Annotated in this window: 23 protein-coding genes; 17 read left to right on the top strand and 6 right to left on the bottom strand. The window is 44.1% G+C overall.

All coding sequences use genetic code 11. The features are described 5' to 3' along the window. Positions 1–68: 68 nt before the first annotated feature. The 7 genes from AZ46_RS14765 (at position 69) to AZ46_RS14735 (ending at position 7,327) form a co-directional block, all read left to right on the top strand. The gene (locus tag AZ46_RS14765) at positions 69–1,829 is read left to right on the top strand and encodes an ABC transporter ATP-binding protein (protein ID WP_029283934.1); all 1,761 of its coding nucleotides are present in this window, start codon (positions 69–71) and stop codon (positions 1,827–1,829) included. Between the two features lie 146 nt (positions 1,830–1,975). Continuing rightward, positions 1,976–2,728, top strand: a complete 753-nt coding sequence (locus tag AZ46_RS14760) for a DeoR/GlpR family DNA-binding transcription regulator (RefSeq protein WP_029283932.1) — start codon at positions 1,976–1,978, stop codon at positions 2,726–2,728. Further along, on the top strand, positions 2,725–3,636 hold the full coding sequence (gene pfkB / locus AZ46_RS14755; RefSeq protein WP_029283930.1) for a 1-phosphofructokinase: 912 nt from the start codon (positions 2,725–2,727) through the stop codon (positions 3,634–3,636). The genes AZ46_RS14760 and pfkB overlap by 4 nt, the downstream gene beginning before the upstream one ends. Before the next feature lie 21 nt (positions 3,637–3,657). After that, positions 3,658–5,526: a PTS fructose transporter subunit IIABC gene (locus AZ46_RS14750; RefSeq protein ID WP_029283928.1), complete on the top strand. Its 1,869-nt coding sequence runs from the start codon at positions 3,658–3,660 to the stop codon at positions 5,524–5,526. 99 nt (positions 5,527–5,625) lie between these two features. Continuing rightward, positions 5,626–5,928 (top strand): hypothetical protein, encoded by a 303-nt coding sequence (locus tag AZ46_RS14745; RefSeq protein ID WP_029283926.1) that lies wholly within the window; start codon positions 5,626–5,628, stop codon positions 5,926–5,928. 273 nt (positions 5,929–6,201) lie between these two features. Further along, entirely contained in the window at positions 6,202–6,648 is a 447-nt protein-coding gene (locus AZ46_RS14740; RefSeq protein ID WP_029283925.1) for a DUF6376 family protein, read from the top strand. Between the two features lie 64 nt (positions 6,649–6,712). Further along, positions 6,713–7,327, top strand: coding sequence for a serine/threonine protein kinase (locus AZ46_RS14735; RefSeq protein WP_029283924.1), 615 nt, complete (start codon positions 6,713–6,715; stop codon positions 7,325–7,327). A 47-nt stretch (positions 7,328–7,374) separates the two neighbouring features. On the opposite strand, the gene AZ46_RS14730 is transcribed toward AZ46_RS14735, so the two are convergent. Further along, entirely contained in the window at positions 7,375–8,217 is an 843-nt protein-coding gene (locus AZ46_RS14730; protein ID WP_029283923.1) for a TetR/AcrR family transcriptional regulator, read from the bottom strand. A gap of 215 nt (positions 8,218–8,432) precedes the next feature. Here AZ46_RS14730 and AZ46_RS14725 point away from each other — a divergent pair, with 215 nt between their 5' ends. The 4 genes from AZ46_RS14725 (at position 8,433) to AZ46_RS14710 (ending at position 13,953) form a co-directional block, all read left to right on the top strand. Beyond that, entirely contained in the window at positions 8,433–11,645 is a 3,213-nt protein-coding gene (locus tag AZ46_RS14725) for an efflux RND transporter permease subunit (protein WP_029283922.1), read from the top strand. 171 nt (positions 11,646–11,816) lie between these two features. After that, positions 11,817–12,503 carry an MgtC/SapB family protein gene (locus tag AZ46_RS14720; RefSeq protein WP_029283921.1) on the top strand — a complete coding sequence of 229 codons (687 nt, stop codon included), beginning with the start codon at positions 11,817–11,819 and terminating at the stop codon, positions 12,501–12,503. 75 nt (positions 12,504–12,578) lie between these two features. Next, positions 12,579–13,565: a Gfo/Idh/MocA family protein gene (locus AZ46_RS14715; protein ID WP_029283920.1), complete on the top strand. Its 987-nt coding sequence runs from the start codon at positions 12,579–12,581 to the stop codon at positions 13,563–13,565. A gap of 22 nt (positions 13,566–13,587) precedes the next feature. After that, the gene (locus tag AZ46_RS14710) at positions 13,588–13,953 is read left to right on the top strand and encodes a winged helix-turn-helix transcriptional regulator (RefSeq protein ID WP_029283919.1); all 366 of its coding nucleotides are present in this window, start codon (positions 13,588–13,590) and stop codon (positions 13,951–13,953) included. 76 nt (positions 13,954–14,029) lie between these two features. On the opposite strand, the gene AZ46_RS21025 is transcribed toward AZ46_RS14710, so the two are convergent. Beyond that, positions 14,030–14,920 (bottom strand): exonuclease domain-containing protein, encoded by an 891-nt coding sequence (locus tag AZ46_RS21025; protein WP_051865576.1) that lies wholly within the window; start codon positions 14,918–14,920, stop codon positions 14,030–14,032. Between the two features lie 106 nt (positions 14,921–15,026). After that, positions 15,027–15,854 (bottom strand): STAS domain-containing protein, encoded by an 828-nt coding sequence (locus tag AZ46_RS14700; protein ID WP_029283917.1) that lies wholly within the window; start codon positions 15,852–15,854, stop codon positions 15,027–15,029. A 197-nt stretch (positions 15,855–16,051) separates the two neighbouring features. Between AZ46_RS14700 and AZ46_RS14695 the strand changes: the two genes are divergently transcribed. Beyond that, on the top strand, positions 16,052–16,549 hold the full coding sequence (locus AZ46_RS14695; protein WP_029283916.1) for a CBO0543 family protein: 498 nt from the start codon (positions 16,052–16,054) through the stop codon (positions 16,547–16,549). Next, positions 16,542–17,012 (top strand): CBO0543 family protein, encoded by a 471-nt coding sequence (locus AZ46_RS14690; protein ID WP_029283915.1) that lies wholly within the window; start codon positions 16,542–16,544, stop codon positions 17,010–17,012. The genes AZ46_RS14695 and AZ46_RS14690 overlap by 8 nt, the downstream gene beginning before the upstream one ends. 115 nt (positions 17,013–17,127) lie before the next feature. On the opposite strand, the gene AZ46_RS14685 is transcribed toward AZ46_RS14690, so the two are convergent. Next, positions 17,128–17,532 (bottom strand): hypothetical protein, encoded by a 405-nt coding sequence (locus tag AZ46_RS14685; protein ID WP_235728224.1) that lies wholly within the window; start codon positions 17,530–17,532, stop codon positions 17,128–17,130. Positions 17,533–17,782: 250 nt separating this feature from the next. Between AZ46_RS14685 and AZ46_RS14680 the strand changes: the two genes are divergently transcribed. Further along, positions 17,783–18,001: a Rok-like winged helix domain-containing protein gene (locus tag AZ46_RS14680; RefSeq protein ID WP_029283913.1), complete on the top strand. Its 219-nt coding sequence runs from the start codon at positions 17,783–17,785 to the stop codon at positions 17,999–18,001. 131 nt (positions 18,002–18,132) lie between these two features. On the opposite strand, the gene AZ46_RS22520 is transcribed toward AZ46_RS14680, so the two are convergent. Both AZ46_RS22520 and AZ46_RS14670 read right to left on the bottom strand, forming a co-directional pair. Continuing rightward, complete coding sequence (locus tag AZ46_RS22520) at positions 18,133–19,551, bottom strand: TerD family protein (RefSeq protein WP_029283912.1); 1,419 nt, start codon at positions 19,549–19,551, stop codon at positions 18,133–18,135. Between the two features lie 178 nt (positions 19,552–19,729). Next, positions 19,730–20,638, bottom strand: coding sequence for an NAD(P)/FAD-dependent oxidoreductase (locus AZ46_RS14670; protein ID WP_029283911.1), 909 nt, complete (start codon positions 20,636–20,638; stop codon positions 19,730–19,732). A 343-nt stretch (positions 20,639–20,981) separates the two neighbouring features. Between AZ46_RS14670 and AZ46_RS14665 the strand changes: the two genes are divergently transcribed. The 3 genes from AZ46_RS14665 (at position 20,982) to AZ46_RS14655 (ending at position 24,406) form a co-directional block, all read left to right on the top strand. Next, positions 20,982–22,094 carry an acyltransferase gene (locus AZ46_RS14665; RefSeq protein ID WP_029283910.1) on the top strand — a complete coding sequence of 371 codons (1,113 nt, stop codon included), beginning with the start codon at positions 20,982–20,984 and terminating at the stop codon, positions 22,092–22,094. A gap of 173 nt (positions 22,095–22,267) precedes the next feature. Further along, positions 22,268–23,152: a sulfite exporter TauE/SafE family protein gene (locus AZ46_RS14660; RefSeq protein ID WP_029283909.1), complete on the top strand. Its 885-nt coding sequence runs from the start codon at positions 22,268–22,270 to the stop codon at positions 23,150–23,152. 483 nt (positions 23,153–23,635) lie between these two features. Further along, positions 23,636–24,406 (top strand): LysM peptidoglycan-binding and 3D domain-containing protein, encoded by a 771-nt coding sequence (locus tag AZ46_RS14655; protein WP_029283908.1) that lies wholly within the window; start codon positions 23,636–23,638, stop codon positions 24,404–24,406. Positions 24,407–24,479 lie beyond the last annotated feature (73 nt).

Below are 24,479 nucleotides of genomic sequence, written 5' to 3'. Positions count from 1 at the left end.
TGTATTTATTCTTTTCTGGAGATATCTGTATAATAGATGATGAGTATGCATGATGGGGGAAGAAAACAATGAAAGAACAAAGATACGGTGACAGACTGCGGCTTTTTTATGAACTGATACGCGACACAAAACCGTCGAAAGAGAGAATGGCTGCTGCAGGCATTCTAAGCGTTATTTCCACGCTTGCAGGTCTTGTTATTCCGCTTTTTACAAAAAATCTGATTGACGATTTCAGTTTTGAGAGCATTGGAGCGTTCCATATTTTGCTCTTGTTATCAGCCTTTGTCGCACAGGCGATTACGAGCGGCATTTCCATATATCTTTTGAATTATGTCGGACAGCATGTGGTTGCAAAGCTTAGAGAACGTTTATGGAAGAAGCACATTCATCTTCCGGTTTCATTTTACGATCAGCATAAGACAGGTGAAATGATCAGCCGGATGACAAATGATACAGCCATTTTAAAAGGACTGATCACAGATCACATCACCAATTTTTTTACAGGCATCATCGCCATAATCGGCTCGTTCGGCATTCTGCTTTACCTTGACTGGCAGATGACGCTGATTATGCTTGCCCTGATTCCTCTCTCAATCCTGATTCTGCTTCCGCTTGGAAGAAAAATGTACAAGGTATCAAAAGGGCTTCAGGATGAAACAGCACGGTTTACTTCTCTGTTAAGTGAAGTGCTGTCCCATGTGCGCCTCGTGAAATCATCGAACGCTGAAACAAAAGAATATGAATCAGGTAAAGAGGGAGCTTTCCGCCTGTTTACCTTCGGCCTCTCAGAAGCAAAAATTCATGCACTGATCGGACCGCTGATTTCTTTTGTCATTATGACGCTGTTAGTCATTATCCTCGGATACGGCGGACTCAGAGTGCAGTCCGGCGCCATCTCATCCGGAGATCTCGTCGCGTTTATTCTCTACTTGTTTCAAATTGTCATCCCGATGACTCAGTTTACGGCGTTTTTTACTCAGCTTCAAAAAGCAATGGGAGCCTCAGAGCGCATGATTGAGATCCTTGGGGAAGAAGAAGAAAGCTTATCTGCAGGAAAAGAAGTAAAGAGCATTGCAAAGCCGATCATCTTTCATGATGTTGATTTCGCCTATAAAAATGACCCGATACTAACCAAAGTGGCAATGGAAATTGAACCTGGAAAAACGACCGCCATTGTAGGTCCGAGCGGAAGCGGCAAAACAACGTTATTTTCATTGATGGAACGCTACTACAAGCCAACCGGCGGAGCAATCATCCTTGGAGAAAATCGAATTGAAGAGTTTTCCCTACAGTCATGGAGAGAGCAAATCGGGTATGTTCCGCAGGAAAGTCCCATTACATCAGGGACGGTCAAAGAAAACATTTGCTACGGATTAACCCGTGAGCCGAAAGACGAAGAAATCATCCGGGCTGCTGAAATGGCGTATGCCCACCAGTTTATTGAAGAATTTCCGGAAGGTTATCATACACAGGTCGGAGAGAGAGGCGTCAAGCTCTCCGGCGGACAGCGGCAGCGGATCGGAATTGCAAGAGCACTGCTGCGCGATCCGAAGCTCCTGCTCCTTGACGAAGCAACATCAAGCCTTGACAGCCACTCAGAAATCGTCGTTCAAAAAGCACTCGGCAATTTGATGATGGGCAGAACAACGCTCGTTATTGCCCACAGACTGTCAACGGTTATTGATGCTGATAAAATCATCTTTTTGGACAAAGGAAAAGTGACCGGTTCGGGAACACATGAAGAATTGCTCGAATCGCATGCGATGTACAGAGAATTTGCTGTTCAGCAGCTGAAGCTTCAGAATATAGGATTAAATGGAACTGTCTGAGAGATCGGACAGTTTTTTTTGATTGATTTTGACCGCATTATAAAATATTATGAACATTTTTGATTGTTTTTGGATGTTTTTGATTGATTTTTGAAAGGGCTTACGTTACTATTAGGGCATAAAGTTGAAACAGACGGAGGGGCGCTATGATTACACAAGAACGGCACCGCTTGATCCTGTCGGTTTTGCAGGAGAAGCAAGTAGCGACTATTCAGGAGCTGGTAGATGCGACAGATTCATCAGAATCAACCATCAGACGGGATTTGAGCCAGCTTCAGAAAGAAAAAAAGCTTAAGCGTGTTCATGGGGGGGCATCTCTTCTCCATCAAAAGGGCGAAGAACTCAGTGTAAGCGAAAAGGCCCTGAGAAATTCGGAAGAAAAAGAGCGGATTGCCAAAGCAGCCGCGGCGATTGTGAAGAACGGCGACAGTATTTATATAGACGCGGGAACGACGACAATGCAGATGATTCCCTACTTGAAGGATAAAGAGATAACAGTTGTGACAAATGGGGTTTCCCATCTCGAACCGCTCCTTGAACAGGGCATTCCGACTTTCCTGACAGGAGGAATGGTTAAGCCTAAGACAAGGGCATTAATTGGCAGTGAAGCTCAGAAAGGGTTAAGTTCGTACCGTTTTGATAAGTGTTTCATGGGTGTGAACGGCATTCACCCCGAAGCGGGATTTACGACTCCAGACCCGGAAGAAGCGGCAATGAAGAGGCTTGCTGTTTCTCTGTCTCAGGAGGCATATGTACTTGCAGATGAGTCGAAGTTCAACGAATGGTCTTTTGCAAAAATTGCAGACCTCAGTGAGGCTGTTATTCTCACAAATGAACTTGAAGAAGATGCAGCTTATGAATATGTGGAAAAAACAGTGATAAAGGTTGTGGCACCATGATTTATACATGTACGCTGAATCCCTCCATCGATTACGTGATAGGGGTGGATGATTTTAAGGAAGGTCAAATTAACCGCACGAAAAACGAGAATATGTTTCCGGGCGGAAAAGGCATCAACGTATCAAGGATGCTGAAGCGCCAGGGGGCAGACAGCACGGCCATCGGCTTTACCGCAGGATTTACCGGCAACTTTATAGAGGATTTTCTGGCTGAAGAACAAATCACAAGCCATTTTATCCCTGCAGATGGTTATTCGCGGATAAATATTAAACTCAAATCCAGCGCTGAAACGGAAATAAACGGTCAAGGTCCGGAAATCCGGGAAACCCAAAAGCAGGAGCTGCTGAAGAAAATATCTGGCTTGCAGGAGGGGGATATTCTTGTCCTTGCAGGCAGCATACCAAAAAGCCTTGGAGAAGATTTTTACAGAGAGGCATCACGAATTGCCCGGGATGCCGGTGCAAAAACGGTGATAGATGCCTTCGGCAATGCATTAAAGAACACGTTCAGCATGAAACCGTTTCTGATCAAGCCGAATCATCATGAGCTTGGGGAATTGTTCGGCACAGACATACACAGTGCAGATGAGGCTGTAAAATACGGTCGCATGCTTCTTGAAGAGGGTGTTCAGAATGTCATTGTTTCCATGGCGGGAGACGGTGCTGTATTTATCAATCAGGAATCGGCGTTCATTGCAAATGTACCAGCTGGAGAAGTAAAAAATTCAGTAGGAGCCGGGGACTCAGTTGTAGCTGGTTTTCTTGCAGGATATACGATGCACGGCGATGTGAAAAAAGCATTCCGTCAGGGAGTTGCAGCCGGAAGTGCTACTGCCTTTTCAGAGGATCTGGCAAAAGAGGAACTTGTCCGGCAATTAATAGAAAAGATAACAGTCAGAGAGATATAAAGAGGGAAAGGGGAAGAAACAATGAAAATTACAGATTTATTGACACGGGATACAATCATTCTGGATTTGCGCGCCGACACAAAACCGGCAGTGATAGATGAATTAATTGAGATTCTTCACAACTCTGGAAAACTTAAAGATAAAGAAGCGTATAAAAAAGCAATTCTGGCCAGAGAGGAACAAAGTACAACAGGAATCGGCGAAGGAATTGCCATTCCTCACGCGAAGACGAATGCAGTGGCAGAACCGGCTATCGCCTTTGGCCGTTCCAGGCAGGGAGCAGACTATGAATCTCTCGACGGTCAGCCTGCCCATTTGTTCTTTATGATTGCTGCTTCTGAGGGCGCAAATAACGAGCATTTGCAAACGCTTTCCAGACTGTCCGGCTTTCTGATGGATCCTGCTTTTAAGAAGAAGCTTGAGGATGCCGAAACAGAAGAGGAAATCTTGAACGCAATCAATGAAAAAGAACAGGAAATGGAAGAGGAGGAAGCTTCAGAACCTGCTGCTTCAGGAAAAATGATTCTTGCCGTAACTGCCTGTCCGACAGGAATTGCCCACACGTACATGGCAGCTGATGCCCTCAAGGCGAAAGCAAAAGAAATGAATGTCCCCATCAAAGTAGAAACAAACGGTTCAGGCGGAATAAAAAATGCTCTGACAGAGGAAGAAATCGCAGAAGCTGCCGCCATTATTGTCGCTGCAGACAAACAGGTGGAGATGGACCGGTTTGCAGGCAAGCATGTGATACAGGTTCCTGTCGCACAAGGTATCCGCAAGCCGCAGGAGCTCATTCAAAAAGCTCTTGACCAGGATGCTCCAATTTTCAAAGCAAGCGGAGAACCAAAAAAATCTGCAGAAGGCAAGTCCGGAAGATCCGGTTTTTATAAGCATTTAATGAGCGGTGTTTCCAACATGCTGCCGTTTGTAGTCGGAGGCGGGATTTTAATAGCCCTTTCGTTCGTTTTTGGCATTAATGCGGCTGACCCGAAAGATCCTTCCTATCATCCCATTGCAGAAGCGCTCAGCACGATTGGCGGAGGCAATGCGTTTTATCTCATGATTCCTGTACTTGCAGGCTTCATCGCGATGAGTATTGCCGACAGGCCGGGATTTGCACCTGGTATGGTCGGAGGCCTGATGGCGGCAACTGGCGGAGCCGGGTTCCTTGGGGGGCTTATTGCCGGATTTCTTGCAGGTTATCTTGTTGTCGGACTCAAAAAGGCGTTCAGCGGTCTGCCGGGTTCCCTTGAAGGAATTAAACCGGTGCTTCTATATCCGTTGTTTGGCATCCTTTTGACCGGACTGATTATGATGTTTGTTGTCGTTGAACCGGTAAAGGCCATTAATGACGGGCTGACTGTCTGGCTGAAAGGCATGGGAACAGGCAACCTCGTCTTGCTTGGACTGGTTCTTGGAGGCATGATGGCAGTTGATATGGGAGGCCCAATTAACAAAGCGGCCTTCACCTTTGGAATCGCCATGATCGATGCCGGCAACTTTGCTCCTCATGCCGCTATTATGGCAGGCGGAATGGTGCCTCCGCTTGGGCTTGCCCTTTCTACGACATTCTTTAAAAAGAAGTTTACAAAAGCTGAAAGAGAAGCCGGGAAAACAAATTATGTAATGGGAGCAACCTTTATTACAGAAGGAGCGATCCCGTTTGCAGCCTCAGATCCTGCCAGAGTCATTCCGGCAGCTGTCATTGGTTCTGCTGCTGCAGGAGCACTGACAATGATCTTCGGCATCGGACTTCGTGCCCCGCACGGAGGAGCATTTGTCATTCCGATTGTTGACGGAAATCCATTGCTTTACATCGCGGCTATTTTAACAGGATCCGTCATCACGGCAGTAATGGTTGGAGTCCTCAAGAAAGACGCAAAAGAATAATCCTGAAACTGGCGCTGAACGAACCGGCGCCAGTTTTTTACACACCGGCCCTTTTTCTGGTACAATGCATTCACCAACCATTCATGGAGGAATGCGATTATGTCTGACATTATCTATTACGATTTCTGGTATTTAAAATCAGAAGAAATCAATCTTAACGGCTCTGATACTGGAGCAATTGCGTATGAAGTGGGCATCAATGTATTTGCAGATGAAGACTTTACTCATCTTCTGGACGATGTCCGGATCTCAGGTCTCGGTAAAGAAGAGATGCTTGCATTTGATCTTCAGAATGCTGAAAAGCTGTGTTCAAAACTTGAGGAAGAAGGACTTCACAGCGTAGCAAGTGATATGAGATCTTCAGGTTTTTATTTTGTCATGGGCGAAAAAGTAACTGTGTGATTCAGAGAGGCCGAAATTGACTGATTCTGGTCATTCACGGTATAATAAAAGCAACATCATATCTATTCCTTAAAGGGGAGTAGCTTTAACAGCAAAGTCGTCATTACGGGACCGTTTCCCCGGCTTTGCTGGCAGCATCCGCTGTTAGCGAGACCTTTGCCGATTTATTGGTGAAGTCTCTTTTAAAAAGACGCTCGGCCAATTCATCGGCCGCAGCGTCTTTTTGCATTTACAGATGGAATAGCAGGTGTATAAAAGAAGGGAGCGGTTTAAATGAAATGGATGATGAAACTTACGGCTGTTTTAACCGTCGTATTACTAAGCGGATGTTCTTTTCTCCAGGAGGTTAATTCAACGCTTGAGTACGCCAATGAGGCAAAAGATTACATGAACGAGGCAGCAGCTTTTGCTGAAGAGGCACCTGCGCTTGCTGAAAAAGCAGCAGGGAGCATTCAGGCAAGAGAGGATTTGAAGCAAAGCCTCCTGGATATGAAAGAAGAAATACAAACCTTTAAAGAGATTGAGGCACCTGGTGCAGCTCAGGATGCCCACAGTCAGCTCATAAAGTACAGTGAATCACTCGAAAGCGGCATTGATTCAGCTCTGCAGCAGGTGGAGAACGGAGAATATACCCTGCAGATGCTGGAAGACTCAGAAATGATGAGAAATATAAATGAAATGAAGCAGATTCTGGATCAGATCGAGCAGCTTGGATCGTAATAGAACGGTATCCCGCAATGATCGCACTTTGTAAAAGACGTTTAAAACGAATGGAGGTTTTCCTATGACAGTCTGGAGCAAGCTCGCTGACAGCGTGAAAATCGGCGGCAGAGGAACGAGAGCAAAGCTTTTGGGCCACGACCCGTCCCTGACGTTCATTGGAGCAGGCAGGAGTGCATTCGTCTTTAAGCTCAGCGGCGAAGAAAAAGCGTTAAAAGTATTCTTTCCTGATTTTACACATATTGCACAGGAGGAAGCTGACATTTACAGGACACTACAAGGAATTAAGTACTATCCCTCCTTGTATGAAGCAGGTAAAAACTTTCTGGTCATCGATTACATTGAAGGAAGCACCCTGTTTGAATGTGTCAGCAGCGGAATCTCCATTACAGACGAACACATTGCAGAAGTGGACAGTGCCCTTTTGTCTGCAAAAATGCGAGGATTAAATCCGTCCGATATTCACCTCCGCAACATTTTCATCACGTCAGACGGCAGCATCATGATGATTGATGTTGCCAGGTTTCGCCAAAAGAAAGACTGTACACAGTGGAATGACCTGAAAACCGCTTTTCACAAATATTACAGAAAAGCATATTTCCCTAAAAAAATTCCTGCAGCTTTAATGAACGTCATTGCTGCACTTTATAAAAAGAAGCTGATTCCATTAGCTCCATAAAAAAAGAGAGATCTCAGGAAATAGAAGAGGCCTCTCTTGTTTTTTTGCTACTTAATTTGGAAATAATAAGCAATGCTCTCTTTTAATTCAGATAAAGCAGAATCCTGGCTGAAGTTTGCAAGCATCCCTTGAATAACGGCTGTTCTCGGTTCGGGTTCCTGTATTTCCGCCTCAAGAACTTCCAGTGTCACAAGCAAGTCTCCTGAAACTTTTTGTTTATAGTGGGATATAGCATGGATCAGATCCTCTTTGCTAATACCCGAGCATGGAGAAAAAAGAGTCAGTTCATCTCCCGAAAGAATAGGCTTTTCGTCTGAACGGATCAGTCCTGAAACCATATCATCGATCCGGTTTACAAGAAAAACAGAGAGTGCTTCAAAATTTAGCTCCGCTTTATCGAAAATAATGTACTTCAAATAGGAATGGATCATCCCCTGCAGGATTGCCGTCATATCCCAGATGAATGGATTTATGGAGTCTCCGTAAATAGAAGCCAGTCCATTTTTAACAAGGAGACTTGCTTCAGCATTCATTTTCTGAATAAATGCTGCGACAGACGGATTGTTCGGCACGGCATTTTCACGCATTTGCATAATGATGAAATCTTTATGTTTATTAATTTCACTGAACTGGCAGGATAATTGCTTAATCAAGAGTGCGCGGGGTTCAAGATTTTCTTCTCGGACAGACTGCATTTTTGAATGGATGAGCTCAAAATGATACTTGAACGTCTCAAGCAAAAGAGCGTCCTTGGATTTAAAGTAAAGGTAGAAAGCCCCTTTTGAAATACCGCATTCATTGACGATATCCTGAATGGAAGTTGAGGTTACACCCTTTTTGGCAAAAAGGCTCATCGCCGCTTCAATGATCCGTTTTTCTTTTTCCTTCATTCGCTGATTCTCCTTACACGTGCATTGGCCGTCTTCTGTTCTCACCATAATGTTCCTGAAGTACAGCTGATTTATGACTGAATGTTCACATTTACATAAAATTCATACTGGAACTAGCTTGTTATAATTGACTGCAAACGACTGGTCATTTATATTATTAATTATTATGACCAGTCAGTCAATAAACTTTAAAAAAATCATCTCCGGAGGATCACATGAATTCCATCATTAATTTTGTCCTGAAGAACAAATTTGCTGTATGGCTGCTGACCATTATTGTGACAGTGGCAGGACTCTACTCAGGCATAAACATGAAGCTTGAGACAATCCCGAATATTACAACTCCCATTGTAACCGTGACAACGGTTTATCCTGGAGCTACTCCTGAAGAAGTTGCTGAAAAAGTAACAGAACCGATTGAACAGGCAGTCCAGAATCTTGGCGGAGTAAACGTAGTAAGCTCCACATCCTTCCAGAACGCCTCATCCATTCAAATTGAATATGAGTTTGAAAAAGATATGGATAAAGCTGAAGAAGAAGTGAAAAGCACTGTAGCAGACTTGTCTTTTCCTGAAGGAGTCAATGAATCGGATATTTCAAGACTAAGCATTAACGCATTTCCTATTCTTGCATTAAGCATTTCAGAGGATGGGGAGTCACTCAGCGAATTAACAACACTCGTGGAGGATGACATCGTGCCTTCTTTGAAGGGTCTTGACGGCGTTTCTTCTGTTCAGGTATCCGGCCAGCAGGTAGAAGAAGTTCAGTTCACCTTTAAAGAAGATAAGCTTGAAGAATACAATTTGGATCAGGAAACGGTCCAGAATATCATTAAAGGCGCAGATGTTAACTTCCCGCTTGGGCTTTATACGTTTGGGGAGAAAGAGCAGTCTGTTGTCGTTGATGGAAATATCGTCACAATAGATGACCTTAAAAACCTTGAAATTCCTGTCACGCCTAAAGGAGCAGATGCCGGCATGCAGCAGGCAGCACCTGGGGCAGGACAGAACCCTGTTGCAGGGCAGAACCCTGGTGCACAGGCACCTGCTGGAGGAGCGCCTCCTGCAGGACAGACTCAGACAGCACCCGGAGCACAGGCTCCTCAGACTGCCGAGCTGCCGACAGTAAAACTTTCAGAGATTGCAGACATTCAATCAGTCGGGAAGGCCGAATCGATTTCCCGTACAAACGGCAAAGAAGCAATCGGCATTCAGGTTGTAAAATCTGCTGATGCAAATACAGTTGATGTAGCAAATGCTGTTAAGAAAGAACTTAAAACATACGAAAAGGAATACAAAAACCTTGATGTGCAGACGACTCTTGACCAGGCAGAGCCGATCGAGGAATCCGTAAGCACGATGCTGAGCAAAGCGGCTTTTGGAGCAATATTTGCCGTCATTATTATCCTTTTATTCCTGAGGGATATAAAATCAACGCTAATCTCGGTTGTATCCATTCCGCTTTCTTTATTGATTGCGATTCTCTTATTGAAACAAATGGACATAACATTGAACATTATGACACTTGGAGCGATGACCGTTGCCATCGGACGTGTCGTCGATGACTCGATCGTCGTCATCGAGAATATTTACCGCAGAATGTCTCTGCAGGGTGAAAAACTGAAAGGCATGGCGCTTGTAAGAGAAGCAACCAAAGAAATGTTTGTTCCGATTATGTCTTCAACGATCGTAACAATCGCGGTGTTCCTTCCGCTTGCACTTGTAAATGGAGTCATCGGAGAATTATTCCTTCCATTTGCCTTAACGATTGTCTTTGCCCTCCTTGCCTCTCTTGTTGTAGCTGTCACAATCGTGCCGATGCTTGCACACAGTTTCTTTAAGAAAGGACTGTACGGAGAGACCGCTAAAAAACATGATGAACATAAGCCGGGGAAAATGACGGCTGCCTACAGAAGTATTTTGAACTGGACCTTGAACCACAAATGGATCACATCCATTCTTGCGGTCCTGGTTCTTGTCGGAAGCTTGTTCCTGGTGCCTGTCATCGGAGTCAGCTTCCTGCCTTCTGAAGAACAGAAGCTTGTTTATGCGACGTATAAACCTGCACCTGGCGAAACAGAGGAACAGGTTGAAGATGTAGTCGCAAACGCAGAAAGCATGCTGCTTGACCGCAAAAACGTTTCGCTTGTCCAATACTCGCTTGGAAGCGAAAACCCGATGAATCCGGGAGATACGAACAGTGCGATATTCTTCATTGAATATGAAGACGACACAGAAAACTTCGAAAAAGAAAAAGAGAAAGTCATTGAAGACCTTCAGGCAGACACAGAACAAGGCGAGTGGGCTGCACAGGATTTCACTCAAAGCGCCGGAAGCAATGAAGTTCAGTTCTTCGTGTATGGCAACGAACTGAAAGACATTGAACCGACTGTCGGAGAGATTGAAAAGATCATGAAGGACAATGGCAGCTTTAAAAACGTAAGTTCAAGTCTTGCTGAAACATACGATGAGTTCACTCTTGTCGCAAACCAGGAGGAACTCGGCAAGCTTGGGCTGACTGCCGGTCAAATCGGCATGGAACTAATGCCTCAGCGCGACCGTCCGGTTCTTACTCAGGTTGAAAAAGACGGGGAAGACATCAACGTCTATCTGCAGACAGAAAAAGAAACATTCGAAGATGTAGACGACATGACGGAAAAAACCATTATGTCCCCACTGGGTCAAGAAGTGAAAATCGGAGATGTTGTCTCAGTTGAAGAGGGGAAAACCTCTGATACAGTGACACGCCGCGACGGACGAATTTACGTTCAGGTTTCCGGAGAACTGACAACTGATGATGTGGCAAAAGCATCGGGTGAAGTACAGAAGGAAGTGGATAAACTCTCCTTGCCAACAGGCGCTGATATCGACACAGGCGGGGTAACAGAAGATATTCAGGAATCCTTTACTCAGCTTGGCCTGGCGATGCTTGCAGCTGTTGCCATCGTATATCTTGTGCTTGTCATTACCTTTGGGGGAGGACTTGCGCCGTTCGCAATTCTGTTCTCTCTTCCGTTTACAGTAATCGGAGCTCTAGTTGGACTTTGGATTGCGGGAGAAACAATCAGCATCAACTCCATGATCGGAGCTCTAATGCTGATAGGGATTGTTGTAACGAATGCAATCGTGCTGATTGACCGCGTTATTCACAAAGAACGTGAGGGACTTTCAACAAGAGAAGCACTGCTTGAAGCAGGAACAACACGTCTGCGCCCGATTCTGATGACCGCCATCGCTACGATCGGAGCGCTGATCCCTCTTGCCATCGGCATTGAAGGCGGAAGCGGCATTATTTCAAAAGGACTTGGAGTAACGGTTATCGGAGGACTGACAAGTTCAACGCTTCTTACTCTCATCATCGTACCGATCGTTTATGAAATCATGAGCAAATTCAAGCGTAAAAAACCAGCAATCGCTGAAGAAGAATAAGCGGTACGCAAGGCACCCTGCGATGCAGGGTGTCTTTTTGCTGTCTGTCATGAGAATATGCGGCCTTATTTGTAAAATCACATATATTCACATGCCTGCGAATGGTATAATGTTTCAAACATTAAATGAGTACACTATAAAAAAGAGAGAGGGGGAAAAGAGTTGGAGGATATCATCGTTCATCAGCATACCATTCTTAAATTGTTTTTATCTTTGCTTGTCGGAATTATCATCGGGCTTGAGCGTGAGATTAAGAAAAAGCCTCTCGGACTTAAAACGACCATTATTATCGCAGTAAGCTCGTGTCTGTTGACCGTTATTTCAATAGAGGCAGCCTATACCTTTTCAAGTGATTACAACCGGCCGATGGACCCGCTGAGACTTGCCGCTCAAATTGTATCAGGAGTAGGTTTTCTTGGTGCAGGTGCGATCCTCCGGAGAAGCAATGATGTCATCAGCGGCCTGACGACTGCAGCGATGATCTGGGGAGCTGCAGGGCTTGGAATTGCCATTGGTGCAGGTTTTTATCAGGAGGCTTTAATTGCGCTTGTTTTTATGATTGGTTCAATTGAAATCATTGCGCCGCTGGTGAAGAAGCTCGGACCCCGCACACTGCGCCTTAAAGAACTGAAAGTAAAACTGACCGTGCCGGTGAACGTAAGTATATCTGACGTGCTGAAAATTCTCCGTGATTACGATATGAAAATCAAATATGTCAAAATCAAGGATGTTGTTGACCGCGAAATGAGAACCGTTGACTTGATCCTGCTGATAAAAAATGACCGCTATACGTCTGATGTGTATGAAGATATAAAAAGAGTTGAGGGCATTGAATCTGTAGAGGTGGAATTAATTTAAGCAGGCGTCAGCGGAGACGTTTGCCCATACATATGGTAAGGTATTACAGAAATCGATTTTTGGGAGGAACTAACGTTGATACGCTTTGGAATTATCGGAACCAACTGGATTACAGACCGCCTGCTTCAGGCAGCTATGCAGGTTGAAGATTTTTCGCTGACTGCCGTCTACTCAAGATCAAGCGAAAAAGCGGAAGAATTTGCGGCAAAATATAACGTGAAAACAACATTCACAGATTTAGAAAGCATGGCAAAAAGCGATGAGATTGATGCCGTTTACATAGCAAGTCCAAATTCGCTGCATGGAGAGCAGGCCATTTTATTTATGAATCATAAAAAGCATGTTCTTTGTGAAAAGCCGCTCGCTTCCAACACGGCAGAAGTGACAAAGATGATTGAGGCAGCAAAAGAAAACCGTGTCCTGCTCATGGAAGCAATGAAATCCACCTTCCTGCCAAACTTTAAAGCCATCCAGGAAAACCTTCATAAAATCGGAACGGTAAGAAGATACACGGCAAGCTACTGCCAGTATTCTTCAAGGTATGACGCATACCGCTCGGGAACAGTTCTGAATGCATTCAAACCCGAATTCTCGAATGGTTCTCTTATGGATATTGGTATTTATGCGCTGTATCCTTCCCTTGTGCTGTTCGGTGAACCGGAGACGATTAAAGCAAGCGGGATGATGCTCGAATCCGGCGTTGACGGAGAAGGAAGCATCCTTCTTCAATACAAGGACATGGACGCTGTCATGATGTACTCGAAAATATCTGATTCCGCCCTTCCTTCAGAAATACAGGGAGAGGACGGGACGATCGTCATTGACAGAATCAGCACAATCGGGAAAGTGGAGATCCACTACCGCGACGGCAGAATCGAAGACATTACGCGTCCGCAGAAAGAAGAAACGATGTATTATGAAATGAAGGAATTTATTGATTTGATTCAAAATGACCTTTATGAATCGACGATCAACACTTATAAACATTCAATTTCCGTAATGAACGTAATGGATGAAGCAAGAAAACAAATCGGCGTCGTTTACCCGGCAGATAAAAAATAAGTGAATGCGGAGGCAGGATCAGGTGAAAGCAAAGCGGTACAACATTCCCGTAGAAGCTGCTCTTGAAGTCATTGGCGGTAAATGGAAATGTGTGATTCTCTGCCATTTAATGAGGGGGAAAAAGCGGACAGGAGAGCTGAAAAAGCTGATGACAGGCATTACCCAGAAAATGCTGACACAACAGCTCAGGGAGCTTGAAGAGGACGGGATCATAAACCGGATCATCTACAATCAGGTGCCGCCAAAAGTCGAATATGAGCTTACAGAATACGGCTGGTCAGTAACAGGCATTCTAGAATCGCTGTCTGCATGGGGTCTGCAGCATATTGAAAGAGTGTATGGTGACAAGTCGGCTGTGCTTGAAGAAAACATCCTGAACGAGCAGTAAAAAAGATCGGTGCCGATGCACCGATCTTTTTGTATCTACAGGCATGCGGCCTGTCTGTAAAAAGACTTTCGTCCAATTACCGCGCAGCCTCTTTTTTCTTAACAGGCTCAATGGTAACCGAAATCAAGCAGTGATGCTCTCCTTTTTCATTCACCGAGAGCTCTTTTACTTCTGCCTTCATCCCCAAACCTTCACGAAGTGAGGCTTCTATTTGTCTGCTTTTTGCTGCGCCGATAAAGCCGATATAGCGGCCAGTTTCCGTGTAGACAAGATACCGGTCTTTTCCTTCCTCTTTAAGCAGAGAAAGGATGTCTTTTGCGGAAAGAGAAGGAATATAAGTCTGAGGGCTCGTCCCGTCTGCCTGTTTTTGCTTTACGCCTGAGAGCGGGCACTTGACCGTCTTGTTCACAGGCGATGCAGAGGAAAGGGCAACCTTCAAATAGGATTTCCCCTCATAATTGGAACTCATGAGCAGCTGCTTCAGCTGCCTGACATCATCAAGGGCACGGTGAGTCTGCGAAGATGCAAGCTTATGGCTGTGCAGCAGGCTGATAAGCTTCGCGCTATAGTATCCGTATGTTTTCCAAGGGATGTTACGGGCGGAGCAGTACCACTTTTTTGAAAATAGCTCAGGGTACATTTTGACCGTAAAGCTTTTGTCGAACGAAGCATTGTGGGCAATGATAAAATCTGCTTTTTTAATGGCCGCTTTTACTTTTTCATCATCAAATGACTTGCCTTTCACGTCTTCAAACGGAATGGAATGAATGCGGAAAGCGAATGGATAATTTTTTCTGGCAGAGGCAGAGAGCGGTTCTCTTAGATAAGTGCCTTCTTCCAGTGTATCTAAGTAAAGGTCCCGCTCATCATCATAAGTGAAAAGGACATAGCCAATCTCGATTATTTCATCATTAACAGGGGACAGGCCTGTCGTTTCAGTATCAAGGATCATTCCAGTAAGAATCATTCGGTTCTCCTCCTTTCCTATTAATCTATCACTTTTCTGGAGAAGGGAACAGCGTGAAGAATCTGCTTTCGCAGAAGGAGTTATGGGGCTGCAGTTTAGAAAGGGATCATTCCTTATATAAATACTTCAGTGCATGCTTAAGCTGTCCAAATGTAGCGAGATCTCCAAAATCAATTCCAAGCTGGATAGAAGTTTGAGCGATTTCGGGACGGATGCCCGTAATGGTTACCTGAATTCCTAGCAGCTTCAGCATCTGCATCATTTTAAAAAGCTGCCCTGCAACCATCGTGTCAATGACCAAAACGCCGGAGAGGTCAATCACAATGCGGCACAGGTTAAGCTGTTCTGCTTTTGAAATGGCACTTTCTGTAATCATTGCCGCGCGGTGCATATCAAGATCACCGACAATGGGCAAAACCCCGATTTCATCCGAGATTGGAATAACGGGCGTTGTCTGCTTGTAAATCATGGTTTTATGGGCTTCCATTCTTGCGTCTGATACTTGATGATAATAGCGGGTAAAGAGTTCAATAGCGTGATCAAACGCTGAGTGAACTTGTTTGCTGAATGATAGAAGGTCATGGATGGAAAATTCGTCTTCATGGCTTAAGATATAGGCTTCGGCAGTTTCCAGAAAAATCAGCCTGAAGCGCCTGAATTGCTGAATGGTACGGTACAGAGGAGTTTCTGAAGCGGCGCGTTTTACAGCGATTTCCTGAGCCCAGCTGCTCATACGGTCAGCTGCGGGGTTCTCAAGGAGATTGATAAGGGTATGAATGAAATGCTGATTCTGTTCGCGAAGATCTGCTGTGACTTTATCAGGTACATTAATGGAATAAACAGATACTGGTTCAATGGTTCTTGCACTGAGCCATTTGTCTGACATAGATCCAGACTGCTCTCTTAAAAACTGACACAAAGCCTTAGTCTTCATCAACTTCTCTCCCGTATCAAAAAGTAAAAGCCCTTTGTACCCTCACTTTATCATAAAAAATTCCAACATCCTATTTTATTCTCACATAATTGTCAAAAGATGAACCAATAGTAATAAAACAGAGGAAAACCAGGATCCTCCTCTAATGACAGATGGTTAAAGAGGAATGAACAAAAACAGAAATGGACAGGGCCGCTATGATACATGAGAGATGGATTATTGCCGGAGCCATTGTGCTCAGCATCCTATTAATAGGAAAGTTTGTACCGAAAGAGAGGGCAAGGGAAGCATGGGTTCCGTTTCTTTCCCTGGGCTCCATTACGTGGATTGCAGGCCTTTTTGTTGTCGAAAAGGGCTGGATCCATTACCCGGTGCAGCTTTTAAGCATCGAAAACAAAGTGAACGAATCAAGCTTTACGTTTGAGTTTTTCTTATTTCCCGTGCTGGCCATTCTTTTCAGCATCCATTATCCATCACGGAAAAGCCTGATTGTAAAATGGGTCTACGCTATTGTCTTTTCCGGGGTATTCACCGTTGCAGAAGTCATATTGGAGGCCTATACAAACTTAGTCAAATATGACGAATGGAAATGGCACTGGACTTTTTTTTCCGTCTTGCTTGTGCTGATGCTAAACCACCAGTACGTAAAATGGTTCAGAAAGGGAATGGTTTCGGGCGGTGACAGTCATGCGTGAAATCATTGTCCTTGCTGCTCTTTGGGGAGCTGCCATTCTGTATCTCCTGCTGAAGGTTCCAAAAGGCAAACGAAGAGACGCTCAAATAATCTTCCTGTTTTCACAGTCTGTAGGCTGGCTGTATGTGTACATCCAAACCCTGTCAGGCAGAATGGTTTTTCCGTTCAGGGAGTTTCCGGATGCGACAAAGATGAGCCTGACGCTCTTCTATTTATTTTATCCTGCAATTGCCGTTTGGTTTAACCTGAATTATCCGGAACAAAAAAGGCTTTCACTGAAAGCAGCATATTTCATCGCGAGCGCATTAGGCATCCAGCTCATGGCCTGGCTTCTTGCAGAGTATACAGATTTAATGGAGTACAGGAAGTATCATTGGTTTCTGACATTCTTCATTAACCTTTCCATCATCATCATTATCCGCATATTCTATATCTGGTTCCGGAAGGGTCTGATAAGGAAGTAGTGCTCTGCTCAGGCAGAGGCGGCATAGATGCGGCTTTTTCACTCAGTTTGTAACACTCCGTGAGCAATCGGAAAAATCTCCATACAAAAAAAGCCCTCTATTTGAGGGCTTACGATTATGCATCTATATCGTCTTTATTGGTTATTCTTCTGAAAAGACTTCTAATCACCAAACCAACGATGATGAGCGCTATATAAACTAAAAATAGTGCGACAAAGCCCCACAGTCCGACAATGGCATCAATAAACTCCATGTTCCCGCGCCTTGTAAGAGCCTGCTGAATTTCAATGCCGAAAACAAGAACGAACATAAACGTCATTGTGTATAGAAAGGAAAGAGCTGTTATTCCAAAAGGAAGCTTTGACAGCCATTTCGAAAGAAGATAGACAAAGAGAAACACAGCCATTCCAATGAAGCCCATAATCCAGAAGTGAAGGTCTTTGTCCGTCACATTTAACCCAAAGGTCTGATAGGCCATTGAATTGATGAGGTCGTGTATATTATTCACAGCTTCTGCCATGAGAAGAATAAATTCTTTCAGAATCTGTCACCCATTTCTGTTTGTGATGAACCTATTATACCTGATTCTGTCAAATCTGTTCATAGCATTGGCCTATTAAATTTTCCCATAAAGGGCTGCCCTTAGAAAATATAGGAGTATAGTAAATAATCCATTTGACGCTTTAGTGGTTTAAAACGTTGTAGATTTAAGGCGCCATTCAAAGTAAAATAAATGAAATAGCACAATTATCAGAAGGGAATGGAGAACTGTGAGATATACGAAAAAAGAGTCTAATGAATTGATTGCGGCTGCTTTTCATCTGCTCAGGGCCAGGAAAGTGGCCACACCCAAACAAATTGCAGACGATCTGGAAGCGCAGACCGGAAAACGGGTATCGTCTCCATCCGCATTCATGGTAAAGGTAATTGAACGGTATCCTTCAGTCGTAAAACCGAGAAGAGGAGTATATATGGTAAGGGAAGGATAAAAAAATTTTTTCTTTTTCTTTTATTCTACAATAGAAAAATCAGAAAGACTTCTAGTTTGTGAGATTATATGACGAAGTTTTCAGCGTGAAAAAAATGCCCGCGGGACAAAGTCCCGCAGGCATTTTTTTAATCAGGCCAAAAACTCGTTCGGATTCAGTCCAAGCTCATAGCAGATATCTGCAACAGCTTTTTGTTCATTCTGATCGAAGTGGCCGTCCGCATAGCCGATGGCGATGCAGTAGCGGGCAACAAGCCTCGCGATTTCCGGTTTCGTGCGCACTCTTCCAAGCGCCTTAAAGGCTTCAGCACGCCCGATGATTGGATCTCTTTCCATTTTTTGAACATATACGTTAAATTGCTGAATGACTTTATTTGTGTCAAAAACACGAAGCTCTTCACTTTGATTCACAAACTCAATCATTTTTTGGCGTTCAGTCTGATCAAGGCGGCCATCTGCCGTGCCTACGAGTGCACAGGCGGCAACAACGGCTTCAAGCACGTCCTGACTCTTATATTTCTGGAAAAGCTCCATAGCCTTGTTTTTTTGCTGATTAGCCCACTCGGCGTAATCCGTCTGATTTGGAGACCAGGAATTACCGCAGCTGTTGCACGTGAACTTCAGCTTGTTTTTTCCGATAAATCCTCCAAGCAGTCCTACAGGACCAAGAATCAAACCGCCTACAGCAGCTTTTCCAAGACCGAAGCCCTTTTCGCCTGTGCGTACGTTCGTTGAACTGCAGCGTGTGCAGCTGATTGTTTCCCCGCCGTATGTCTGCGAACCTTGACCATATGTCTGCTGCGGCTGGCTGTAGCTTTGCTGAGAATAGGCCGGAGTAGACTGAGTGTACGATGGCGCGGACTGCTGAGAATAGGCTGGCTGCGGCGGCTGATACGTATTCTGCTGGGAATAGCTTGGCTGCTGCGGCTGAAATCCGCTTGAATGAATTCCCGCTGCCGGTGCCGGTGCCGGTTCGTCATCAACCGTTACCCCAAAGTTGCGGCACAAGGCTGCAAGGCCGCCCTGAAATCCGCTTGCGATTGCATTAAATTTCCACTCGCCGTTGTGGCGGTAGAGCTCAGCTGCAACAATCGCGGTTTCGACAGTAAAATCTCTGCCAAGATTAAACCTGATCAGCTCATCATTGTTTAGCGGATTGAAAATGCGGACATAGGCATTTTCAACCTGTCCGAAATTCTGCTGCTTTGCTTGTGCATCATGGATTGTAATTGTAAATGCAATGCGGTGAATGTGCTGAGGGACAGCGCTTAAATTAATCTGAATCTGCTCATCATCCTGATGCCCTGCACCTGTCCTGTTATCTCCCGTGTACAGAATCGAACCGTTTCCGCCTGAGGGATTGTTGTAAAAAACAAAATCCTGATCGCTGCCCACCTTGCCGGATTGACCGACCAGGAATGCTGATGCATCAAGATCGTAGGAAGCCCCGTGCCTGCTTACATCCCATCCAAGTCCGACAATTACGTTCTGAAGGCCGGGATTTGATTTTGTTAGATCCACTTTTTGACCTTTACTGAGCGTCACACCCATACGTCCATCCACTCCTTAAGTTAAATAGGTTTCTGTAAAGTTGCTTAAATTATGTAAAATTAGTAAAAAATCACTCTCTTTAAATACTAAGTCTTTTAAACTATTTTTTCAATGATAAGGTGCGATTTCAAGACACCGTAATGACACCTGCAAAACAAAAGAGAACAGCAGCCCGCTGCTATTCTCCGTCCATCAGGCTTTTATGGATCCAGACCGCAGCCTGACATCCTTCTCCCATAGCAATGGTCACCTGCTCAGAATGCACGCCTGCATCGCCTGCAGCCCATACATATTTTACACTTGTTTCCTTCGTCCGGGGATTTGTCAGGACATGCTTATTTTCAAGCCGTTCAGCCCCGAGCATTGCTGCAAGCCCGGTGTGGACAGTGTTCCCTCCGAAAGCAAGAAAGCCGCGGTCACCCTCAAGCAGCGTCCCGTCTGCAAAACGAATTCCCTTAAACACAGATTTGTTTTCCGTCAAAACTTCATCAGCTTTCTTATCCACGGTCATAATTCCTTTGTGTGTAAGTTTCAAAATCAGGTCTTCAGGAATGGATTGCTGTTCATGATTGACATACACAATAGAATCGGTCCAATAAGAAAGGGTCAGCGCCATGTTTGCACCGGCAGCTCCCGCGCCGAGCACAATGGTTTTTTTATCCCTGACCTCATAGCCGTCGCAATCTGGACACACATAAACACTGAGGCCAAGGCATGCTTTTAGACCGGGAAGCTCGGGCATTCTGTCAGATAGGCCAGTCGAAAGCAGAATTCTCTTTGCGTAATAGACGGCTCCTGACGCCGTTTCAGCCTCAAAAGCATTTTCTCCTTTTTTCAGCCCGACAACGCGGCCGCTTAAAAAGTGCACACCTGTTTTTTCAGCTTGTGTTTTTCCAAGCGCTCTCAGTTCCTCTCCGCTGATTCCGTCAGGCCAGCCCAGAATATTGCGGTAACTTCTGCAAAGGGAAGAACGTCCTTCACCGGAATCAATGACAAGTACATTTCTTTTGTAGCGTCCAAGCTGAATAGCTGCCTGAAGCCCGGCAATCCCTGCCCCAATAATCAAACACTCGTAAATCTCGTTCATCAGCAACACGCCTTCGGTTATGTATAGACTATAGGATGCTTCAATTAAACAACCTCATTCACACGTAAGTCTTTTCTCTTAGCAGGAATTAAACCGGGAAGTTATTCCTAGAAACTTTTTACATAAAAGAGGGTCCTGTTATTCATTTTTCCGGAAGTCTTCTTTTATGAGGAAATACGCTCAGGCACTGACATACTGGTATTGAAAGGATTATTGAAAATCATGCAGGAAATGTCACGCATTCCAATTTCGTTCATTAGTACTTATTTTGACAAAAATCGACACTTGTAACGCTTTGGCATATACAATACACTCTATATGTACTGAAAAGGAGGATATAAATATGTCTACTCAACCCTTTGCTCAGACAAATCAAAATAACCGAACGTATTTGTTTGAAATACATTTCCTCAGAGCACTTGCATGTATGGGAGTGGTAGGAGTCCATTTGACAGCAACTCACTATGGGATACTCGATCAGCCTTGGCACTGGCTATCGTATTTCTTTAACCAGTATGGCCGATTCGGCACAACTATTTTTGCTGTTTTAAGTGGTTTTTTGCTGTTCTATCAAGTTAAAAGAAGAGGATTTATGCTTGGGAAGTTTATTAAATCGCGTTTCACAAAAATATTGATTCCTTTTCTTGTCTGGAGTGTCGTATACAGGCTCCTTGGTTATGCTTTTGAAGAAAAAAGCTTTGGCGATCCAGCTTCTGAAACGGTTAATCTTTTACTTGGAAATTCATATTATCACCTGTATTTTGTTGCGATTGTCCTGCAATTCTACCTCGTCTTTCCAATAGTTCAAAAGCTAATTTCAAGTAAAATTCTGATCTTTCTCACAGCTGCAGTCTCTCTTGTAATAAGTGTTGCCTTTTACGAATTTGATCCTAATGTAAGCGGGATGCTCGGTGAATTTCTTACGAGTAAGGCATTTCTTCCTGTATGGATTTTTTATTTTGTTTTTGGCTGCATATTGGCTAATTACTGGGAGGAAATTCTTTCTTTCACCAGGAAAAACCCATGGATTTTTTTGGGCATTACCTTATTGATTACAATAGGTACAATTGTTGAGTATAAGGTTGTTGGATACGTCTCTAATAGGAGACTTACGAATATCTTAAATATACCTTTGCTTTGTATATCACTTGTGGGCTTATATCCGTTTCTTTCCAAATTTAGTTTCATTAAGAAACCATTAACTGCTATTGGGAAATATTCAATGGGCATTTATTTAGTACATCCATTAATATTATTTGGATTGTCAAAATTAATTCCACAGCAGTATTGGACGGTGGAGTACCTGCCATTGCTTTTTGCAGCAGTGATGCTATATTCTACACTTCTTATCCGGATTATTCAGTTACTTCCTCTCAACAACTTAATCGTTCCTGTTCCTGCAATAAAAAAGAACACGGCTTCACAGCTTCAGGTAAAAGCTAAAAAAGCGAGCTAGGTAATCAAAAAGATTAGGAGTAAAAAATAATCGCATAATTCCTTGTAAACTCATAGGAATTATGTATAATAAAATTGCAAACTGAAAATTATAAAAATTTGACTGATTGGATAACCAAAGGTCCTTAACAACTCTGTTAAGGACCTTTTTTCATTCAGAAGGGGGAGAAGGCGTTGAGAAAGCTCATTATTTTTGCATTTATCGGTTTTTTGGCTCAGTTAATTGATGGTTCACTGGGGATGGCGTACGGGGTCACATCTACTACACTGCTTTTGACTTTCGGGATTGCTCCTGCTGTTGCCTCGGCATCTGTGCATTTGGCAGAAGTAGTCACTACAGCAGCATCCGGCGCTTCGCACATTAAGTTTGGAAACGTGGATAAGCAGGCCGTCTATAAACTGATCATCCCAGGCTCAATCGGAGCATTTGCAGGAGCGTGCTTTCTAAGTAATTTGCCCGGAGATCTGGCAAAACCGTTTATCGCTGTTTTCCTGCTTGCTTTAGGGCTTTATGTTCTTGTCCGTTTCTTATTTCATTTTGAAGAAAGGGAAAAAAATCAATCCCTTGCACTGACAAGAAAAAAATCAATTCCCCTTGGGCTGATTGCAGGGTTCGCTGATGCAACCGGCGGGGGCGGATGGGGGCCGATTGCAACACCAGTGCTGCTTTCACAAAAGGGAGCTTCAGCACGCAAGGTGGTAGGGACGGTCGATACGAGTGAATTTGCCATAGCCGTATCTGCAACACTTGGATTTTTGCTTTCTCTTGGATGGGAGCAGGTGAACTGGCTGTGGGTTGGAGCATTAATGATCGGAGGAATCTTCGCAGCCCCGATTGCGGCCTGGCTTGTAAGGAAGCTTCCCGGCCACCTCCTTGGCGTCCTTGTAGGAGGATTTATCGTGCTGACTAACGCAAGAACGCTCCTGACAACGTGGGACACGGACGCATCGATTACACCATTTGTTTATGGATTTATCATTATCGGCTGGGCTGCGGCGGTAGCATATGCCGTGAAACGCAACAGAGGAAGATCCGAGGAAGCGGCAGTGGTCTCATAAAAAGAAAAAACCCCTTTTGTTCAAGGGGTTTTTGACGTTTTTAAGCGATAAACTGCACGAATGAAGCTATCAGCAATGACCCTGCAATGCCAAACAGAAGGTCTTGTTTTGTCATATCCAGCTTTTTAAGTAATTTCCCCATTTTCATTTCCCCTTTGTTTTTTCTTCTTACATATAAGACGGATTTTCATGGCGGTTTGTTTCAAATAAAGAGAAGAAATTTTAGGATGCATCCCTTATATAGGGCCATATCATAGGTCCTGATAAGAAGAAATTTAGTATTTGAATATGGTGAAAAACGAACTATTTCTGCTGATTTTTTGCAGGAAACTAAGGAATATAGTGGGAATTTTCAGTTATTTAGTAAGGTGATTGTTATCGTGCTGTTACATTTGTAATGGATTTATTATCTCACTGTTTTTTACAAGCCTCTTTTTTATGCTAAGATGGGAAACATCGATTGCTGAAGGAGGAGGAAAAATAATGAAAAAAACAATCTTTTCATTAGCAGCAGCAGCTGCACTAACAACGACAGCAGGATTTAGCGCACAGGCAGAAGAGGTCGTAGTGGAGAAGGGTGACACTCTTTACAGCCTATCCAAAGAACATAACGTTTCAGTAGAAGATATTAAAAGCTGGAACGGATTATCATCAGACATAATCATGGCAGACAATACATTAAAAGTATCAGATGAGGAAGTTTACACAGTCGTTGCCGGAGACACTTTATGGAGCATCGGAGAAAAATTCGGAGCAAGTGTTGAACATATTAAAGGTAAAAACGATCTTCAAAGCGACCTGATCCACCCTGGACAGGAATTGGTGGTTTACAGTGATGCAGATAATGGCAAGCCTGCCCCTGCTCCTGCAAAAGCTAGCGAAAAGCCTAAGGACACAAACCCGTCTGTAAATGAGGCTTCTGCAAGCGCGGTTTCAGAAAATGATGTAAAAGAAGAGAGCGTTGCAAAAGAAATGACAGTTACAGCAACAGCTTATACCGCTTTTTGTGACGGCTGCTCAGGAACAACGGCTACAGGCGTTGATTTAAGAGCAAATCCTGACAAGAAAGTAATTGCAGTTGATCCTAATGTGATTCCGCTTGGCTCGAAAGTATATGTTGAGGGCTACGGCTATGCAACAGCAGAGGATACTGGCGGAGCGATTAAAGGCGACCGCATTGATGTGTTCATTCCTACACAAGATGCAGCAGTTGCATTTGGCAAGCGCGAAGTAAATGTGAAAGTTTTAAACTGATAGATTGATAGATACCGTGAATCTCCCAGGAGATTTACGGTATTTTTTTTTGCGGTCATAAATCTAATTCCGT

The sequence above is a fragment of the Metabacillus indicus LMG 22858 genome, from assembly GCF_000708755.2.
Taxonomy (GTDB): Bacteria; Bacillota; Bacilli; order Bacillales; family Bacillaceae; genus Bacillus_P; species Bacillus_P indicus.
The sequence above is the reverse complement of the archived record's forward strand: the minus strand, read 5'-3'. Positions and strand labels throughout refer to the sequence as shown.

Excerpts from the sequence above, each read along its gene's own strand:
- AZ46_RS14665 (WP_029283910.1), top strand. The coding sequence starts at position 20,982 with ATGTCTACTCAACCCTTTGCTCAGACAAATCAAAATAACCGAACGTAT.
- AZ46_RS14765 (WP_029283934.1), top strand. The coding sequence starts at position 69 with ATGAAAGAACAAAGATACGGTGACAGACTGCGGCTTTTTTATGAACTG.
- AZ46_RS14700 (WP_029283917.1), bottom strand. The coding sequence starts at position 15,854 with ATGAAGACTAAGGCTTTGTGTCAGTTTTTAAGAGAGCAGTCTGGATCT.
- AZ46_RS22520 (WP_029283912.1), bottom strand. The coding sequence starts at position 19,551 with ATGGGTGTGACGCTCAGTAAAGGTCAAAAAGTGGATCTAACAAAATCA.
- AZ46_RS14735 (WP_029283924.1), top strand. The coding sequence starts at position 6,713 with ATGACAGTCTGGAGCAAGCTCGCTGACAGCGTGAAAATCGGCGGCAGA.
- AZ46_RS14725 (WP_029283922.1), top strand. The coding sequence starts at position 8,433 with ATGAATTCCATCATTAATTTTGTCCTGAAGAACAAATTTGCTGTATGG.
- AZ46_RS14685 (WP_235728224.1), bottom strand. The coding sequence starts at position 17,532 with ATGGCAGAAGCTGTGAATAATATACACGACCTCATCAATTCAATGGCC.
- AZ46_RS14750 (WP_029283928.1), top strand. The coding sequence starts at position 3,658 with ATGAAAATTACAGATTTATTGACACGGGATACAATCATTCTGGATTTG.
- AZ46_RS14740 (WP_029283925.1), top strand. The coding sequence starts at position 6,202 with ATGAAATGGATGATGAAACTTACGGCTGTTTTAACCGTCGTATTACTA.
- AZ46_RS14760 (WP_029283932.1), top strand. The coding sequence starts at position 1,976 with ATGATTACACAAGAACGGCACCGCTTGATCCTGTCGGTTTTGCAGGAG.
- pfkB (WP_029283930.1), top strand. The coding sequence starts at position 2,725 with ATGATTTATACATGTACGCTGAATCCCTCCATCGATTACGTGATAGGG.
- AZ46_RS14690 (WP_029283915.1), top strand. The coding sequence starts at position 16,542 with ATGCGTGAAATCATTGTCCTTGCTGCTCTTTGGGGAGCTGCCATTCTG.
- AZ46_RS14745 (WP_029283926.1), top strand. The coding sequence starts at position 5,626 with ATGTCTGACATTATCTATTACGATTTCTGGTATTTAAAATCAGAAGAA.
- AZ46_RS21025 (WP_051865576.1), bottom strand. The coding sequence starts at position 14,920 with ATGATTCTTACTGGAATGATCCTTGATACTGAAACGACAGGCCTGTCC.
- AZ46_RS14695 (WP_029283916.1), top strand. The coding sequence starts at position 16,052 with ATGATACATGAGAGATGGATTATTGCCGGAGCCATTGTGCTCAGCATC.
- AZ46_RS14730 (WP_029283923.1), bottom strand. The coding sequence starts at position 8,217 with ATGAAGGAAAAAGAAAAACGGATCATTGAAGCGGCGATGAGCCTTTTT.
- AZ46_RS14670 (WP_029283911.1), bottom strand. The coding sequence starts at position 20,638 with ATGAACGAGATTTACGAGTGTTTGATTATTGGGGCAGGGATTGCCGGG.
- AZ46_RS14655 (WP_029283908.1), top strand. The coding sequence starts at position 23,636 with ATGAAAAAAACAATCTTTTCATTAGCAGCAGCAGCTGCACTAACAACG.